Below are 17,878 nucleotides of genomic sequence, written 5' to 3'. Positions count from 1 at the left end.
CGGGGCTGTGGGCGAGGCAAGCCGGCGACACAAACACGATGAGGGAACGATGATGAGAAAAATGGCGCTCCATGCGTGCACGGCGGCCGCGATCATCCTGTCGGGAGTGGCGTCGGCCGCGGCCGAGACGATCCGCATGGGCGCGGAGGGGGCCTATCCGCCCTTCAACTACGTCGCCGAGGACGGCCAGCTCAAGGGCTTCGACATCGATATCGGCAATGCGATCTGCGCCGAGCTGAAGGCCGAATGCGAATGGAGCACCAACGAGTGGGACGGCATCATACCGGCGCTCCAGGCCGGCAAGTTCGATATCATCGCCTCCTCCATGGCGATCACCAAGGCGCGCATGGAGCAGGTGAGCTTTTCCGATCCCTACTATTTCAACGCCATGCGTTTCGTCGCCCTGAAGGAGCTGAACCTCCATGAGGTCAAGCCCGATGCCGTCAAGGACCTGGTGATCGGCACGCAATCCGGCTCGATCGCCACCGACATGCTGAAGGACTTCTTCCCGGACAACGAGGTCAAGCTTTATCCGACGCTCGGCGAAGCCTTCCTCGACATGAAGACCAGCCGCCTCGATCTCCTGGTCGAATCGAAGATCGCCATCGCCGACTGGCTGGCTGATGGCGAGGATTGTTGTGTCTTCGTCGGGGAGGAGTTCCTGCAGGACGGTACGCTCGGTGCGGGCCTCGCCTTCCGCAAGGATGACGATGCCCTGCGCGAGCGGGTGAATGCCGCCCTTGCCGAACTGGTGCGCAACGGCACCTATGAGACGATCCGCAAGACGTATTTCGACTTCGACATCCGCGAGAAGCCGAAGAATGCGAGCGCGCTCTTCGGCGGATAACCGGCTCTGACGGGACGAGGTCCGCCAGCGGGCCTCGTCCGCCGTCGCTGCCTGCCCGGATCGGGGCACGATCCGCTCTCTTATCTCTTTCATTGCCCGCCCGGCGAGGGCGGGAAGGATATTCATGTCCTATCGTGTCGCCATCATCGAGTTCATCAACGAATCCAACACCTTCACGCGGAAGCGGACCGGGATCGACGATTTCCATGCCTCGCATTATTTCAAGGGCGGCGAGATCCCGCTGAATTTCGAGGGTACGGGATCGGAAGTGGGCGGGGCGATCGAGGTTGCGCGTGCGAGGGGCTGGACGCCGGTCTACATCGTCGCCGCCCATGCCGAGCCGAACGGCATCATCCTTGAAGCGGCACGGGCGGAGATCACGCAGGAATGCCTGCGCCGGCTGAAGGAAAGCGGACCGTTCGACGGGATCTTCGTGGCGCTGCACGGTGCGATGGTGACGGAGACGGACGAGGACGGCGACTGCCAGTTCCTGCGCGAAATCCGTGCGGTGGCCGGGTATGCGGTGCCGGTCGCCATCACGCTGGACCTGCACGCCAATGTCTTCGACGAGCTGGCCGATCTCGCGCAGATCTCCGTCTCCTTCCGCACCTATCCGCATATCGACATGCGGGAGGTCGGCGTCGAGGCCTGCGACCTGCTGCACCGGGCGATGGCCGGCGAGATCGCGCCGAAGCTCGCCATCCGCCGCCCGCCCATGCTGCTCGGCTGCGACGACGGGCGCACGACGGACAACGGGCCGATGTGCCGCCTCCTGGAAAGGGCCGCGGCGGAAGCGGCCGCGCCGGGCATGCTCGCCGTCTCGATCAATGCCGGCTTCACCGATGCCGATGTCTGGGCCGCCGGGCCGAGCGTCGTCGTCACCTATGACAGCGCCATTGTGCCCGATACGGCGGCCGAGGGCGTCGGCGAAAGGCTCTGCGCGGCCATCTGGTCCTTCCGCAACGAATGGACGCAGCCGGTGCCGCTGGCCGAATGCATCGCGGCGCTGAAGGCCGCCGATCCCAGGGACGGCATCGTCGTGGTGGCGGATTTTTCCGACAATCCCGGGTCGGGCGCCTACAGCGACTGCACGGCGCTGATCGCCGCCATGCTGGAGGCGCGGCTCACCAATGCCGCGGCCGGGGCGCTGCTCGATCCGGAAGCGGTGCGCGAGATCGCGGCGGCCGGCGTCGGGGCCGAGGTCACGGTGACGATCGGCGGGCGCACGGATCCGGCGGTCGGCGGCGGTCCCCTGACGGTGACCGGCACGGTGATGGCGGTTACCGACGGCAGGTTCGTCTTCGAGGGGCCGATGTTCACCGGCCTGCCCGGCACCTGCGGCAGGAGCGTTTGCCTGCGCGTCGGCGGGCTCGACATCATGATCGTTTCCGAGCGCATGCAGATGCTGGACAAGAACATCTTCCGCGCCGTCGGCATCGAGCCGACCGAAAGGGCGATCCTCGCGGTGAAATCCATGCAGCACTTCAAGGGCGCGTTCGGGCCGATCGCCGCGCGCATGATCGTGACGGATGCCGGCGGGCTGAGTTCGCCGGATCTTGCACGCCGGACCTATACGCGTCTTCGCCGTCCGGTTTTTCCGCTGGATTCTGAAGGCCTTGCGGTGACGGGGACAATCTGAGCCCCCGGCCATCCGCCGGTGGCCCGCGTCGGCTGGGGTGCAAGCGAAGACTGTTTTCCACCGGCAGGAAACAGCGGCAATTGACAATGTTTTAAACTGTGCTAATGTGATTAAACGTTTAATCACATCGGTGAGCAGCCGTGAAGCCTTCGCGACCCAACCTTTCGGAACTGGCGCGCCACCTCGGGGTGTCGATCGCGACGGTATCGAATGCACTGTCGGGCAAGGGGCGCCTGTCGCCGGAACTCGCAAGGCGCATCCGCGATGCGGCGGATAAGCTCGGCTATGTGCCGAGTCAGGCGGGCAGGGCGCTACGCACCGGCCGCAGCGGCGTGCTCGGCCTCGTCCTGCCCGATATCGGCAATCCGCTCTATCCGGAGATCGCGCAGGAAATCGAGCGCGTGGCGACGGGGGCGGGCTACGGCGTGCTGATCGCCAATTCGCGCGACGAGATCGCCGCGCAGGACAAGGCGATCTTCCAGCTCATCGAGCGCGGCGTCGACGGCATCGTCATCGTTCCCCGCCGCGGCACGACGGTGCCGGAAACGCGCTGCCCCATCGCCATCATCGACACGCCGACGACGCCGCGCAACACCGTCTCGGCGGACCATTTCGCCGGCGGCGCCGAGGTCGCCGGCCACCTTGCGGCGCTCGGGCACGGCAAGGTCCTTCTGATCGGCGACGATCCGAGCTCGAATGTGCAGAACGCCCGCATCAGCGGCATGCACTCGAAGCTGTCGGGCGTCGAGACGGAAACCATCTGGATCGTCGAACTCGAGGCCCGGCACGGCAAGGGCTGCGCGCTCGGGCTCGCGGACTGGCGCAAGCGCGGCTTTACCGCCTTCGCCTGCGTTTCCGATCCCCATGCGCTGCGCGCGCTCACGGAGCTGCAATCGGCCGGCATCGCCATTCCGGCGGCGGCCAGCATCACCGGATTCGACAATCTGCAATGGTCGTCCTTCATCTCGCCGCCGCTGACGACCGTGAAGATGAACATGCCGGAAATCGCGACGCTGGCGCTCGATGCGCTGGTCGAGGCGATCCAGTCCCGCGAGACCTCGGACGACACGCCGAGCCCGCCCGTCACCGCTCGAAAGGCCGCCGTGCCGATGGAGCTTGTCATCCGCCGTTCCAGTGGTCCCGCGCCATCTGCCGGTTTTTCCCAGGAGGAGTCCAAGCATGCATAAGAAAGTACTGGCCGCCAGCGTCTTCTGGCTCATGAGCGGTGCGCTCGCATCCGCCGAGGAGCAGACGCTGACCATTTCCGTCTATGGCTTCGTCCAGGAGGAATTCACCGAAGCGCTCTACAAGCCCTTCGAGGCGGAATGCGGCTGCAAGCTGGTCGTGGAAACCGGCAACAGCATCGAACGCCTTGCCAAGCTCGAAGCCAACAAGGATGCCCCGGTCATCGACATGGCCGTCTTCTCGCTCGCCGACGCGCTTTCCGCCGCGCGCAAGGGCCTGACCGACAAGATCGATACGGCGAAGCTCTCCAACTACGACAAGCTCTACGATTTCGCCAAGGACCCGAACGGCGACGGCATGAGCGTCGGCTACACCATCTACAAGACCGGCATCGCCTATCGCACCGACAAGATGACGGTCGAATCCTGGGCGGACCTGCTGAAGGACGAATATGCCGATCACGTCGCCCTGCCGAACATCACCACCAACCAGGGCGGGCCGGTGCTGAACATGATCGGCAAGGCGCTCAGCAAGGACTCGCCCGACCTCAAGGACGCCATGGCCGCCGTCGGCGAGAAGCGCGACGCGTTCGTCACCTTCTACGTCAAGAGCTCGCAGCTCGTGCAGCTCATGCAGCAGGAAGAGATCTGGGCCGCGCCGATGGGCCACTTCTCCTGGGCCGGCATTTCCAAGCTGGACCTGCCGATCGGCTGGGCCGCCACCAAGGAAGGCGACGCGGGCGACATGAACGCCATGGTGCTCGTCAAGGGCTCGAAGAACCAGGAACTGGCGCTGAAGTTCATGGACTTCTGGCTCTCGACGCCGATGCAGACGAAGATCGCCGAAATGCTGATCGACAGCCCGGCGAACAAGGAAGTCGTGGTCGCGCCGGAAATCGCCGAGAAGCTTACCTACGGCGCCGACGTCGCCAACAAGCTGACCTTCCTGCCGGCCGCGACGACCCTCGACTACCGCGAGAAGTGGCTCGCCGAGTGGAACACGGCGGTCGCGCAGTAAAGGCGTCCTGAACCGAAGGCGATCGCATTAAATTGCCCCTCACCCTAACCCTCTCCCCGCAAGCGGGGAGAGGGGACTTGCCCCACGAACCGTTGAGGAACTGGGGAAACCGGTACGGCATATCTCCTTCGCCCCGCCTGCGGGGAGAAGGTGACCGGCAGGCCGGATGAGGGGCAATCTCCACATGCGATCGTTCCTGCGCTTCCCACCACCCCGAACGCTGCCCCCTTTCGGCAGGAGCACGCATGTTTCAAAATCGCGCTGAAGCCCTGGCGCTGGCCTTGCCGGCCGCCGTCTTCGCCACCGTCATCTTCCTGGTGCCGGTCGTCATCGTGCTGGCAGAGGGCTTCCGCAGCCCGGCCGGCTGGACGCTTTCCGCCTACACCAACTTCTTCTCCGAGCCGCTGAACCGGCTCGTGCTGGTGCGCACGTTCAAGCTCGGCATCGCTGTGACCGTGGTGTCCGCCATCATCGGCTATGCCGCCGCCTTCGCCATCGTCAATCTCAGCGCGTCCGGCAAGGGCCGCATGATCGGCCTCATCTCGCTGCCGCTGATGATCTCGCCGGTCGCGCGCACCTATGCCTGGATCGTCATCCTCGGCCGCACCGGCATCGTCAACCAGGCGCTGCAGGCCGTCGGCCTCAGCGACGAGCCGATCCGCCTGCTCTTCACCGAGACGGCGGTCTTCATCGGCCTCCTGCAGCTCTTCCTGCCGCTGATGATCCTGTCGCTGATCAGCGCGCTGGAAAACATGCCGAAGGATGCCATCCTCGCCGCCCGTGTGCTCGGCGCCAACTGGTTCCAGGTGTTCTGGAAGGTCATCCTGCCCTTGACGCGCGAAGGCCTCGTCGTCGGCGGCACCCTGGTCTTCACCGGCTCGCTGACGGCCTATATCACGCCTGCCATCCTCGGCGGCTCCAAGGTGCTGATGCTGGAGACGCTGCTCTTCCAGCGCGTCACCGTCGCCAACGATTTCGTCTCCGCAAGCGTCATCGCCTTCATCCTGATCGCCATGTGCTTTGCCGCGAACCTTCTCCTGAAACGGCTCGCCACCGCGAGGAACAAGCGATGAACCGCACGCTTTCCTTCTCCATCCTCACCGCGCTGATCGTCTTCCTGATCGGCCCGTTCCTGATCATCGTCGCCGCCTCGCTTTCGGCCGGCGATACGCTCGCCTTCCCGCCGCAGGGCCTGTCGCTGCGATGGATCGTCAAGGTCTTCACCGTCGAGAGCTTCCGCGACAGCTTCATCATGTCGATGATCCTTGCGGTCGGCGGCACCTTCGTCGCGCTCCTGCTCGGCGTGCCGGCGGCCTATGCGCTGTCGCGCTACAAGCTGCCCTTCGGCGAGGTGGTGAGCACCGTCGTCACCCTGCCGATCATCGTGCCGGGCATCATCGTGGGCCTCGCGCTCCTGCGCTACCTCGTCGTGCCCTTCAGCTTCTCGATCGGGGTCGCGCTGTTCCTTGCCCATACGGCCCTCGTGCTGCCCTATACGGTGCGCGTCGTCTCCTCTTCCTTCAACAACCTGCGCTCCGACATGGAGGAGGCGGCGGTGCTGCTCGGCGCCACCCGTCTCGGCGCGTTCTTCATGGTGGTGCTGCCGAATATCCGGGCGGGCATCCTTGCCGCCTTCATCCTCGGCTTCGTGACGAGCTTCAACCAGGTGCCCGTCTCGCTGTTCCTCTCGGGGCCCGGCGTGCGCACGCTGCCCATCGACATGCTCTCCTACATGGAAACCACCTACGATCCCTCCGTTGCTGCGCTGTCGGCGCTTCTCGCCCTGATGTCGATCGGCATCGTCTTCCTCGCAGAACGCTTCCTTGGATTCTCCCGCTATGTCTGATCGCGCCTTCCTCTCGCTTGAAAACCTGACGCTCTCCTACGGCAACTCGATCGCCGTCGATAAATTCAACCTGGATATCAGAAAGGGCGAGCTCGTCGCCTTCCTCGGCCCCTCCGGCTGCGGCAAGACGACGACCATGCGCTCGATCGCCGGCCTTCTCACGCCGACCTCCGGCCGCATCACGCTCGACGGCACGGACATCACCCGCGTCTCCGCCAACAAGCGCAATGTCGGGCTGGTCTTCCAGTCCTACGCGCTCTTCCCGCACCTGACGGTCTTCGAGAACGTCGCCTTCGGCCTGCGTTTGAAGCGCATGCCGGCCGCCGATATCGAGGCGCGCGTCACCGCCGGCTTGAAATCCGTCGGCCTTTCCGCCTTCTCCGGCCGCAAGCCCGCCGAACTCTCCGGCGGCCAGCAGCAGCGCGTGGCGCTCGCCCGCTCCATGGTGATGGAGCCGAAGGTGCTCTTGCTCGACGAACCGCTCTCCAACCTCGATGCGCGCCTGCGCGTCGAGATGCGCGCCGAACTGCAGCGCGTGCAGAAGGAGACCGGCGTCACCATGATCTTCGTCACCCACGACCAGGCCGAGGCCCTGTCGCTCGCCGACCGCATCGTGGTCATGCGCGAGGGCCTGATCGAGCAGATCGGCACGCCGGAGGAGATCTACAACACTCCCGTCTCCTCCTTCGTCGCCGATTTCGTCGGCTTCGAGAACGTGTTCGCGCTGAAGGACGGCAAGCTCGCCACCCCCGCCGGCGCGGTCGCCCTCCACGAGACACTGCCCCGGAACGCCGCCGGCTTCGCCTGGCGTCCCGCCGGCGTGGCGCTGGATACGGGCCCGTTCAAGGGCCGGGTGAAGAGCGTCTCCTTCACCGGGAATCTGCGCGAATACCTGCTCGACACGCCGCTCGGACCCATCACCGCCGAGGTCAGCGCCGCGCTGCCGGTCCATGAACTCGGCACGGAACTTTCCTTCGACCTGCCGCTGAAGGCGGCCGCGCCGCTCCAGCGCTTCGCGTGACCGCCATGGGCGTCTGGATCGATACGGATATGGGTTTCGACGACATCGCCGCCATCCTCGTGGTGGCGCACGCGAAGGAGCCCATCGACGGCGTTTCGCTGGTCTTCGGCAATTCCGGTTTTGCGCGGGTGCGCCAGAACGCGGCCTCGGCGGCCGCCGCCTTCGGCTGGACCTTTCCCATCCACGACGGCCGCGCCCTACCGGTCCTGGGCCGTCTCGAAACCGCGGAAAACATCCTCTCCGAAGCCGGCATGCTGACCGCCGGCCGCAGCCTGCCCGCCGCCCCGTTGTTGCCGGAAAGCGATGCCTTCACCGCCCTCTGCCATTGGCTGGAGACGGCGCAAAGCCCGCGCCGCATCCTCGCCCTCGGCCCGCTCACCAACATCGCCGCCCTGGCGCTCGCGCGGCCGGACCTTGCGAAGAAGATCGGCGATCTCACCTGGATGGGCGGCGGCGTCACCGCCGGCAACCACACGGCCTCTGCCGAATTCAATGCGTTCGCCGACCCGGAAGCGCTCGCCATCGTGCTCGCCCATGGCCTGCCGCTCCGCATGGTCGATCTCGACCTCTGCCGCAAGGTCATCGCCTATCTGGACGACGTCGCGCCCGTCCGTGCCGCGGGTGGCCGGAATGCCGAGCTGCTGGCCGACCTTCTCGCCGGATACATCTCCATAGGGACGAGCCGCGGCCGCCCCGGCATGGCGATCTACGATCCGTGCGCCGCTGTCGTTTTCGTGCGGCCGGAGGCCGTGACCTTCACCGCGGCCCGCATCGACGCGGAGCTTTCCGGCGCGCTGACCCGGGGCCGCACCGTGGTGGATGTCCGTGCACCCGAGGAAAGGCGCAACGCCGCCTTCGCCTCCGATATCGACGTGGACGCTGCCCGTGCCCTCATCCTCGGCGCGCTGATCGCGGAGGCGCGGCGATGACCGGCCGGACCGACGCCCGCGATCTCGACGACGAAACCTTGAGGGAAAACGCCGTCGCGGCCGCCCGTGGCGACCGCCCCTTCGACATCCTTATCCGTGGCGGCATGCTGGTCGACATGGTGACGGGCGAGCAACGTCCCGCCGATATCGGTCTCGTCGGCCCGCTGATCGCCAGCGTCCATGCGCCGGATGCCCGCCGGGATGCCGCGGAAACGATCGATGCCGTCGGGCTTTTCGTCTCGCCCGGCCTCATCGACACGCATATGCATGTCGAAAGCTCGATGATCACGCCCGCCCGCTATGCCGCGGCGATCCTGCCGCGCGGCGTCACGACGCTCGTCTGGGATCCGCACGAGCTCGGCAATGTGCACGGCGTCGCCGGCGTCGACTGGGCGGCGGAGGCGGCGCGCGTGCTGGCGCAGCGCCATGTGCTGCTCGCGCCCTCCTGCGTGCCGTCGGCGCCGGGCCTGGAACTGGCCGGCGCCGATCTTCCGGCCGAAACCATCGCCGCGCTGCTCGCCCGCCCGGAGATCGGCGGCATCGCCGAGGTCATGGACATGCGCGCCGTCATCGAGGGGCGGGCGCGCATGAGCGCCATCCTCGCCGCCGGCCGCCGCTCCGGCAAGCCGATCCACGGCCATGCCCGCAGCCTGGAAGGCGCCGACCTGCAGGCCTTCGTCACGTCGGGCATCAGCTCCGATCACGAGATCGTCTCGGGCGAGGACCTCCTGCAGAAGCTGCGTGCCGGCCTCACCATCGAGCTGCGCGGCTCGCACGATCACCTGCTGCCCGAATGCGTCGCCGCCCTCAATGTGCTGCCGCAATTCCCGCAGACGGTGACGCTGTGCACCGACGACGTCTTCCCGGACGATCTTTTCCATGCCGGCGGCCTCGACGACGTGGTGCGCCGCCTCGTGCGCTACGGAATGAAGCCGGAATCGGCTCTGCAGGCCGCAACGCTGAACGCCGCCCGCCGCATCGGCCGCACCGACCTCGGCCTCATCGCCCCCGGCCGCCGCGCCGACATCGTGCTTTTCCGGGACCTTGCCGATTTCCACGCGAAACTGGTCTTTTGCAGCGGCCGTCTCGTCGCCCGCGATGGTGCGCTCATCGAAGCGGCGGAGGAAGTCGATGCGGCGCCGCTCCGCGGCTCCATGCATCTCTCGCCGCTTGCGGAAAATGATTTCCGCATTCCCTGCGCGGGCAGCGAGGCGACCGTCGCCGTCATCGCAAGACCGCGCTTCACCGAATGGGCCGAGGCCGTCGCACGGGTCGAGAACGGTTTCGTCGTCCCCCCCGTCGGCACCACGCTCATCGCCGTGGCGCACCGGCACGGCAAGGCGGATGCGCGCCCGCGTGTCGGCTTCCTCTCGGGCTGGGGCGAATGGCGCGGCGCGCTTGCCACCACCGTCTCGCATGACAGCCACAACCTTACGGTCTTCGGCGGCAATGCGCGGGACATGGCCGTCGCCGCCAATGCGGTGATCGCGGCTGGTGGCGGCATGGCCGTCGCGGCCGATGGGAGGGTTTTGGCGCTGCTCGCGCTGCCGCTTTCCGGCCTGATCTCGGATGCGCCGCTCGAGGATGTGGCCGGCGCCTTCTCGGCGCTGCGCGCCGCGGCAGACGGCATCGTCGACTGGCAGCCGCCCTATCTGGTGTTCAAGGCCGTCTTCGGCGCGACGCTCGCCTGCAATGCCGGCCCGCACCAGACCGACCGCGGCATTGCCGACGGCACGACCGGCGCGCTGCTCGAAAGCCCGGTCCTGAGCATCCGGGGCCTCTCGTGAGCACGCCTGCCAACGCCATCGTCCCATCGGCCAGCACCGGCCTGCTGCTGCCGGCGGTCTTCGTGCCGCTCTGGTCGAGCGGCTTCGTGCTGGCGCGGCTCGTCGCGCCCCATGCGGAGCCGCTGACCTTCCTTGCCGTGCGCTTCTTTCTCGCCTTCCTGGCGCTTGCCGCCATCGCGCTCTGGAAGGGCGCGGCCTGGCCGCGCTCGCGTCTTGAATGGCGGCAGGCGCTGATGGCCGGCGTGCTGATCCACGGCGTCTATCTCGGCGGTGTCTTCTGGTCGGTGGCGAACGGCCTGCCGACGGCGATCTCTGCGCTGATGGCGGGCATGCAGCCGCTGCTCGTGACGCTTCTTGCGGGGCGGGTGCTCGGCGAGCGCATGTCGCGGCGCGGCGCCATCGGCATCGTCATCGGTGCCGTCGGCACGCTGGTCACGCTGGCGCCGAAGCTCGGCGCGACGGATGCCGGCGGCATCCCCCTCGTGCCGCTTCTCGTCTGCCTTGCCGGGGTTCTTGCCATCACCACCGGCTCCATTCTGGTGAAACGCACGAAGATCACCGCCGATCCGCTGACCAACACGGCCGTGCAATATATCGGCGCGCTGGTTCCGACGGCCGTCCTCGTGCCCTTCGTCGGCGGCCCGGGCTTCGATGCGACGGCGGTGCCATTGTGGATCGGCCTTGCCTGGTCGGTCTTCGGCATGTCGCTCGGGGCGATCCTCCTGCTCCTGCACATGATCCGCCGCGGGGCGCTGTCGAAAGTGTCCTCGCTCTTCTTCCTCGTGCCCGGCGTCTCGGCCCTGATGGCCTGGATCGGTTTCGGCGAAAGCCTGACCATCGTCCAGATCGCCGGTCTTTCCATCGCGACGCTCGGCGTCTCCCTCGCCAGCCGCGGCTAAACCGACAGGAACCACCATGACCCTTGCCGAGATGATCGCCGCCAGCAATGCGCCCGCCGTGCTCGTGCGCCGCGACCTGCATCGCCATCCGGAAACCGCCTTCCTCGAATACCGCACGGCCTCGCGCATCGCTGCCTATCTCGATCATCTCGGTTTTGCCGTGCGCACCGGCCGCGAGGTGATGGACTACGACGCGGTCATCGATCCGCCGTCGGCCGGGCAGGTGGCGGATGCGAGGCGGGCGGCGCTTGCCGCGGGCGGGGACCCCGCCTGGATGGAGCGCATGCCGGACGGCCTGACGGGCGTCGTCGCCGACTACCGTTTTGGCGAAGGTCCCGTCGTCGCCTTCCGCTTCGACATGGATGCCCTGCCGGTCAGCGAGACCGAGGCGGCGGAGCACCGGCCGAACGCGGAGGACTACCGTTCCCGCTTTGCCGGGCGCATGCATGCCTGCGGCCATGACGGGCATGTCGGCATCGGCCTTGCCCTTGCCCGACGGCTCAGCCGGGAAAAGGGGCTTTCCGGCACCCTGCGCCTGATCTTCCAGCCGGCCGAGGAGAGTGCGCGCGGCGCCGCGCCCATGGTGGCGGGCGGCGCGGTCGAAGGGGTCGATCATCTCTTCGTCGGTCATCTCGGCTGCCTGCTGCCCTCCGGCAAGATCGGCGCCAGCGCCGTCGGCTTCCTGTTCTCGAGCCGCTTCGTCGTCACGTTCCGCGGCGCCGTTGCCCATGCGGCGATGGGCCCGCAGGAGGGGCGCAACGCGCTGCTGGCGGGCGCCGCGGCAGCGCTTGGCCTGCACGGCGTTTCGCGTTTTGCCGGTGCAGAGACCTTCGTCAATGTCGGTATGCTCACCGCCGGCACGGCCTTCAACATCGTTGCCGATACCTGCGAGATGCTGGTGGAGGTGCGGGCCGACGACCGTGCGGCGCATGACTACATGGTCGAGCGGCTGCACGCGGTCATCGAGGGTGCCGCCGCCATGCAGCAGTGCGACGTGGAGATCGTGCGCAAGAGCCATATGCCCGGCAACGAGAACAGCCGGGACGCCGCCGAGCTCATCGCCGCGGTCGCCCGGGGCCTGCCCGGCGTAACCGAGGTGCTGCCGGAATGGTCGATCGGCGGCGGCGACGATGCCTGCCTGATGATCCGCCGCGTGCGGGAGAACGGCGGTTCGGCCGCCTATTGCATCATCGGCAGCGACATTCCTGCCGTGCACCACGCCGCCGATTTCGATATCGACGAGGCGTCGCTGGAAACCGGCGTGGCGCTGTTCGCGGGCGTCGCACAGCGGCTGCTGGGGACGCAGGGCGGCCGGTAGCATGTCGCATCAGCGCCCGGCAGCCGGACGGGGCGAATAAGGGACCGTGCCCCGCAAATGGGGCACGGCCGTTGGGCTCAGCCCGCCACTAGGAACCAGGAGCGACGCGCCTGCATTAGCCCCGCGGCATAGATGGAGAAGGCGAGGACCGCGGTCGCCGGCGCCGAGAGCTCCGCATAGGTGCCACCCCAGACATGCAGCGCGATGCCGACCGCTGCGGCGATGAACCAGGCGCTGATGCCGAGCGGGTTGAAGGCCGGCACATGGCTGGAGCGGTATTCGATGGCAGGCCCCACCAGCGTGCTGTAGCGGTCGATCAGGATATGCGCCATGGCGACGGCGACCCAGGCGACGACGAAGATGCCCTGGTAGGCGAGGGCCTGGAGCAGGTAGGCGAAGACGTCGGCCAGCATCAGGAGATAGACGATGACGCCGACCGCGATCGCCCAGCCAACGCGTCCGAAGGGCAGGCGGCCGAAGAGTTGCACCAGCGCTTCGAGGTTGACGGCGGCAAGGTAGTAGTTCGCCGTGTTGATGCGCGTCTGGGTGACCCAGACGAAGGCGAGGCCCCAGATGCCCATGAGCTTCAGGAGCGCCAGCAGCACGCTGACCTCCGAGAGTGCGCCGAGATCCGGCACGGTGCCGATCATGAACATGCCGAAAAGCCCGCTGACCAGGAAGGCGACGGCATAGAAGGGCGTGCCGAAGTTGAACCAGGCATGATAGCCGGCGTCCTCCTGCCGGCCGAAGCGGGCATAGTCGAAGGTGAACATCATCAGCACCCAGACGCCCATGTAATAGACGAAGCAGGACCACCAGCCGCCGGCCGGCGCGCCGGTTTCCGGGCCGAGGTTCAGCCACTTGTCGCTGTAGCCGTATTCGCCGATGGCGAGCGCGACGGCGACGATCAGGCCGAGGATGTAGAAGGGCAGCAGCACGCCGTTGAACTTGTCGAGCCAGGTCTGGATGCTGCCGAAGATCAGAGGCACGCTGTAGAGCACGACGATCAGGGCTGCGAGCGGATAGGAGATCGACGGCAGCACGGTGTTGATGCCGACGGCGATGACCGAGCCCTCGAAGACGGCGTAGTAGATCGCCGTGGCGCAGAAGATCAGCGTTGCCAGCCCCGCCCCGACATTGCCGAAGAGGACGCGCGAGAACAGCGCCACGGAAAGCCCCGTGCGGATGGCGAAGCGGCTCAGCACCGCATTGACGACGCCATAGGCGACGACCGACAGCACGATGCCGATGATGGCGTTGCGCGTGCCGAAATTCAGCGCCATCGCCGCGCCGACGACGATATAGAAGACGGCGCTGCACACCGCCCACCAGGCCATGGTCAAGGCGCCCCTGGGCATACGGGCATGCGGCGGCACCGCCACGTTGGAAAAATCCGAATTGTCGGCTTCGGTGGCCGATAGGTTGCCTGCCATCTTGTTCCCCTCGATTGTTGCAGGTGATGCGGCCCTGCCGGTGGCGGCGGGGCCATTGGCTCAGGTGCGCGTCAGCAGGTAGCTGCCGCTTTCATGCAGCACGCTCGTCCAGCCGGGCTCGATGACGATGGTCGTCGTCACCTCCTCGATGATCGCCGGCCCCGCGATGCGGGCGCCCGCGCCAAGTTTCGCGCCGTCATAGATCGGCGTGGAGATCGCCTTGCCGGACTGGTCGAAGATCGCCTCGCGGTAGCCCTTGAGCGCCGCCTTCGCATCGCCGCCTTCGGCGAGTTTCGGCGGGCGGACCTTCTCGATGAGGCCGTAGACGGTGGATTCGAGGTTCACGACCTCGACCGCGCTGTGGCGTTCGGCATAGGTGTAGAGTTCCTCGTGGCGGGCGTGGAAGGCGTCCTTGACCTTTTCGATGGTCGTCTCGTCGATCGGGAACGTGCCGATATCGACCGTGCATTCATGCACCTGGCCGACATAGCGCATGTCGATGGAGCGCTTGATGGCGATCGCGTCGTCGGCAAAACCGTCCGCCTTCAGATGCGCGACGCCCTTCTCCTCGATCTCGCGGAACAGGCTGTCGATGCGCGGGTAGGCGCTCGCATTGTCGAGGCGCACCGGGGCGGGAGCCATGTAGTTGTATTTGACGTCGGAGATGATCTGGCCGAAGGCGCAGAGGCCGGAGGCAAGTTTCGGCAGGATGATCGTGTCGATGCCCATCTCGCCCGCCAGCGCCGTGATATGCGCCGCCGTCGCCCCGCCCGCGCCGACCAGCACGAAATCGCGCGGATCATAGCCGCGCTCGACGGAGACGCGGCGGATGCCGTTGACCATGCTGTTGTTGATGATGGCGAACATGCCGTAGGCCGCCTGCTCGACGGAGATGCCGAGCGGTTCTGCAACGCGCGCCACCGCCGCGCGCGCCTTCTCGATATCGAGCGGCAGCTTGCCGCCGAGCAGGCCCTCCGGGTTGAGGTAGCCGAGCACGAGATTGGCATCCGAGGTGGTCGGCTCCGTGCCGCCGCGGCCGTAGCAGGCGGGGCCGGGCTCGGAGCCTGCCGATTGCGGACCGACCTGCAAGAGGCCGAGCGGATCGATCCAGCCGATGGAGCCGCCGCCTGCGCCCAGCGTCTCGACCTGGATCATCGGCACGCCGATGCGGTAGCGCAGGAAGTCGATGTTCTTGTTGAGGTTGGTCTGGCCGTTGCGGGTGAGCGTGATGTCGAAGGAGGTGCCGCCCATGTCGACGGTGATGACGTTCTTGTGGTCGAAGGGCGCACCGGCATAGAGCCCCGCCTGCGGCGCGGAGGCCGGGCCGGAATTGATGGCGTAGACGGAGCGGTCGGTCATCACCTGGCCGACCGCAAGCCCTCCGTTCGACTGGAAGTAGCGCACCGGCTGCTTGGCGCCGAGCGTGCGGAAATAGGCGTCGACGGCGGCGACGTAGCGGCGCATGACGGGGGCGAGATAGGCGTTGGTGACGGCTGTGGAGGTGCGGGTGTATTCGCGCACCTGCGGGTAAAGCTCGCCGCCGACGGTGAGGATGGCCTCCGGCATCATTTCGCGCACGATTTCCGCCGCGCGCCGTTCGTGGCTCGGGTCGAGCACCGACCAGACGAAGGAAATGGCGACGGTCTCGACACCCTCCTTCAGGAACAGGCGGCAGGCCTCGCGTACGTCCTCCTCGTGCAGCGGGGTGCGTACCGAGCCGTCGGACAGGATGCGCTCGCGCACGCCGCGTCGGAGATAGCGCGGCACGAGCATGGTCGCGGCCGGATAATCCGGGTCGTATCGGAAACCGTCCTCCTTGTGGCCGTTGCGGATCTCGATGGAATCCTCATGGCCGGCGGTGCAGATCAGCCCCGTCTTGCCGCCGCGATGGGTGATCAGCGCGTTCAGGCCGACGGTCGTGCCGTTGATGCAGAGGTCGCAGCTCGCAATGATCTCCTCGATCGGCTTCCTGAGATCGGCGGCGATGAGGCCGAGGCCGTTCTCGATGGCCTTCGTCGGGTCGGTGGGCGTGGAGAGCGCCTTGAACAGCTTGACCTCCCCGCTGGCGCGGTCGGCGATGACGAAGTCGGTGAAGGTGCCGCCGGCGTCGATACCGAGACGGTAGGAATGCATGGTCATGTCTGGTCTTCCTTTATTCACTGGCGCGCAGCCGCGCGGTCTCGGCGACGTCGACGGCGAGGGTTTGCGGGTTGGCGATGGCGACGCCGTAATCGGCGCGCGCGCCTTCGATGGAGACGAGGCCGTTGCGCACGTCCCACACGACCTTCTCAACCGGCCGCTCGAAGGGATTGCCGTAGCCTCCGCCGCCCGGGTTGAGGTTGGTGATGGTCTCGCCCGGCTTGATGGTCTCAATGATGTTCTTGCGCTCCACCTCGACCTTGCCGCCGCGGCGCAGCTCCACGCGGCCGACCTTGGTGTCGAGCATCGCCGATCTTGCGCCGGCCGCGCCCATCGCCGGAATGCGCCGGCCTTCGCCGAAACCGATGCACAGCATGTCGCCGTTGAGCGGTTCCACCTCCCAGGCGGTGCCGGAGCCGCCGCGGAATTTTCCCGCTCCGCCGGAATCGGTCATCAGCGAATAGCGGTGGATGACGATGGGGTAGGAATATTCCAGCAGTTCGACGTCGCCGGAGGTGAGCGCACCGAAGCAGCATTCCGGGCCGACGGCATGCCAGCCGTCCTGCTTGGGCGTCGCGCCGCCGCCGGAGATGATGGTGGCGAGCACCATGGTGACGAATTCCTCGTTGGTGCGGGAATCGCGGCCGGCGATGTTGAGGCCGTTGGCGTGGCCCCAGGAGGCGGAGACCTTCGAAGGCATGGCCTTTTCGAAGGCGAGGCGCACGGCGTCGGTCAGCGTCTCCATCGGCGTCGTCGTGCAGTTCATGTGCGGGGCGGGTTCCTGCGCATTGCAGAGCGTGCCCTTCGGCCCGAAATCGAGGCTGACGCAGCGATAGAGGCCTTCGTTGTAGGGTGGTGGCAGGGCGGCGAACATCATCAGGCCGAGATAGACGCCGGAATGGGAGTTGCCTTCGTAGGAATTGATGAAATAGGGGACCTGCGGCGGGCTGGCGATCGCGATGTGGCAGCTGTCGCCCGTGACCGTCACCGTCGCCTTGATCTCGAAATCCCCGAAACCGTGGCCGGCATCCTCCAGGATGGCTGAGCCCTCGTAGGTGCCGTCGGGCACGGTCGCGATCAGCGCGCGCATGTGCCGGTCGGCCATGTCGAGCAAGGTGTCGACGCAGGCGTCGACCTGCTCCTTGCCGTATTTGTCGAGCATGGCGATGAGGTTGCGCTCGCCGACCTGGCAGGCGCCGATCAGCGCCCGGAAGTCGCCCTCCTGGTCGCGGCGGGCGCGCATGTTGGTGAGGATCATGTTGAGCACGTCGTTGCGCGGCGTGCCGCGGTCCCAGATCTTGACCGGCGGAATGCGCAGGCACTCGGCGTAGATCTCGGTGGCGTTGGGGTTGTAGCCGGCGGGAACAGGCCCGCCGATGTCGGTGAGATGCCCCTTGCAGACGGTCCAGTAGACGAGCTCGCCCTTGTAGAAGACCGGCTTGTACATGCAGGTGTCGATGGCGTGGCTGCCGCCGAAGGCCGGGTCGTTGTGCAGGAACAGGTCGCCCTCGTGGATGTCGTCGCCGAAGAAGGCGGCGACCGCCTTCATGGCGGGGATGAGCGAGCCGAGATGGATCGGGATGTCCTGGCCCTGCAGGATCATCTCCGGCCGGGCGTTGAACAGCGCCGTCGAATAATCGTGCGCCAGGTTGAAGACCGACGAGCGCGCCGTCTTTTCGAGCGCGAGCGTCATTTCGCGCTGGGTCGTCTCGAGCATGCCGCGCACGACCGAAAGGGTGATCGGGTCTACCTTTGAAGTCTGGGTATGGTTCATCGTGTTCACGCTGGTTGAGGGCGAGAACCGACGGCCTGGAAACC

The 17,878-nt window shown here is 66.8% G+C and carries 14 protein-coding genes; 11 read left to right on the top strand and 3 right to left on the bottom strand.

Features of this window, described 5'->3' with window-relative positions; translation table 11 throughout:
* Positions 1–49: 49 nt before the first annotated feature.
* The 11 genes from AABQ55_RS24685 (at position 50) to AABQ55_RS24635 (ending at position 12,488) form a co-directional block, all read left to right on the top strand.
* On the top strand, positions 50–847 hold the full coding sequence (locus AABQ55_RS24685) for a transporter substrate-binding domain-containing protein (RefSeq protein WP_272807565.1): 798 nt from the start codon (positions 50–52) through the stop codon (positions 845–847).
* Positions 848–971: 124 nt separating this feature from the next.
* Entirely contained in the window at positions 972–2,486 is a 1,515-nt protein-coding gene (locus tag AABQ55_RS24680) for a M81 family metallopeptidase (protein WP_272807566.1), read from the top strand.
* A gap of 140 nt (positions 2,487–2,626) precedes the next feature.
* Positions 2,627–3,673 carry a LacI family DNA-binding transcriptional regulator gene (locus AABQ55_RS24675; RefSeq protein ID WP_272807567.1) on the top strand — a complete coding sequence of 349 codons (1,047 nt, stop codon included), beginning with the start codon at positions 2,627–2,629 and terminating at the stop codon, positions 3,671–3,673.
* On the top strand, positions 3,666–4,688 hold the full coding sequence (locus AABQ55_RS24670; RefSeq protein ID WP_272807568.1) for an ABC transporter substrate-binding protein: 1,023 nt from the start codon (positions 3,666–3,668) through the stop codon (positions 4,686–4,688). The genes AABQ55_RS24675 and AABQ55_RS24670 overlap by 8 nt, the downstream gene beginning before the upstream one ends.
* A 245-nt stretch (positions 4,689–4,933) precedes the next feature.
* Positions 4,934–5,761: an ABC transporter permease gene (locus AABQ55_RS24665; protein WP_272807569.1), complete on the top strand. Its 828-nt coding sequence runs from the start codon at positions 4,934–4,936 to the stop codon at positions 5,759–5,761.
* Positions 5,758–6,534, top strand: coding sequence for an ABC transporter permease (locus AABQ55_RS24660; RefSeq protein WP_064332814.1), 777 nt, complete (start codon positions 5,758–5,760; stop codon positions 6,532–6,534). The genes AABQ55_RS24665 and AABQ55_RS24660 overlap by 4 nt, the downstream gene beginning before the upstream one ends.
* Positions 6,527–7,555 (top strand): ABC transporter ATP-binding protein, encoded by a 1,029-nt coding sequence (locus AABQ55_RS24655; RefSeq protein WP_272807570.1) that lies wholly within the window; start codon positions 6,527–6,529, stop codon positions 7,553–7,555. Before AABQ55_RS24660 ends, AABQ55_RS24655 begins: the two co-directional genes overlap by 8 nt.
* A 5-nt stretch (positions 7,556–7,560) precedes the next feature.
* Positions 7,561–8,484: a nucleoside hydrolase gene (locus AABQ55_RS24650; RefSeq protein ID WP_272807571.1), complete on the top strand. Its 924-nt coding sequence runs from the start codon at positions 7,561–7,563 to the stop codon at positions 8,482–8,484.
* Positions 8,481–10,271, top strand: coding sequence for an adenine deaminase (locus AABQ55_RS24645; RefSeq protein WP_272807572.1), 1,791 nt, complete (start codon positions 8,481–8,483; stop codon positions 10,269–10,271). Before AABQ55_RS24650 ends, AABQ55_RS24645 begins: the two co-directional genes overlap by 4 nt.
* A complete protein-coding gene (locus tag AABQ55_RS24640; RefSeq protein ID WP_272807573.1) occupies positions 10,268–11,170 on the top strand; it encodes a DMT family transporter in 903 nt (300 codons plus the stop codon). Before AABQ55_RS24645 ends, AABQ55_RS24640 begins: the two co-directional genes overlap by 4 nt.
* Positions 11,171–11,186: 16 nt before the next feature.
* Positions 11,187–12,488 carry an amidohydrolase gene (locus AABQ55_RS24635; RefSeq protein ID WP_272807574.1) on the top strand — a complete coding sequence of 434 codons (1,302 nt, stop codon included), beginning with the start codon at positions 11,187–11,189 and terminating at the stop codon, positions 12,486–12,488.
* A 77-nt stretch (positions 12,489–12,565) separates the two neighbouring features.
* Here the strand turns inward: AABQ55_RS24635 and AABQ55_RS24630 are convergent, their stop codons facing one another.
* From AABQ55_RS24630 to capB, 3 genes are read right to left on the bottom strand one after another with little or no spacing between them, the layout of a single operon-like run.
* On the bottom strand, positions 12,566–13,921 hold the full coding sequence (locus AABQ55_RS24630; RefSeq protein WP_272807575.1) for a purine-cytosine permease family protein: 1,356 nt from the start codon (positions 13,919–13,921) through the stop codon (positions 12,566–12,568).
* A 60-nt stretch (positions 13,922–13,981) separates the two neighbouring features.
* The gene (gene capA / locus AABQ55_RS24625; protein ID WP_272807576.1) at positions 13,982–16,060 is read right to left on the bottom strand and encodes a caprolactamase subunit alpha; all 2,079 of its coding nucleotides are present in this window, start codon (positions 16,058–16,060) and stop codon (positions 13,982–13,984) included.
* Positions 16,061–16,073: 13 nt separating this feature from the next.
* Positions 16,074–17,834, bottom strand: a complete 1,761-nt coding sequence (gene capB / locus AABQ55_RS24620; protein WP_272807577.1) for a caprolactamase subunit beta — start codon at positions 17,832–17,834, stop codon at positions 16,074–16,076.
* Positions 17,835–17,878: the final 44 nt, after the last annotated feature.

It is taken from the genome of Shinella sp. WSD5-1, from assembly GCF_963942435.1.
Taxonomy (GTDB): Bacteria; Pseudomonadota; Alphaproteobacteria; order Rhizobiales; family Rhizobiaceae; genus Shinella; species Shinella yambaruensis.
Note: the sequence above shows the minus strand (reverse complement) of the source record. Positions and strands in the feature narration are given on the sequence as shown.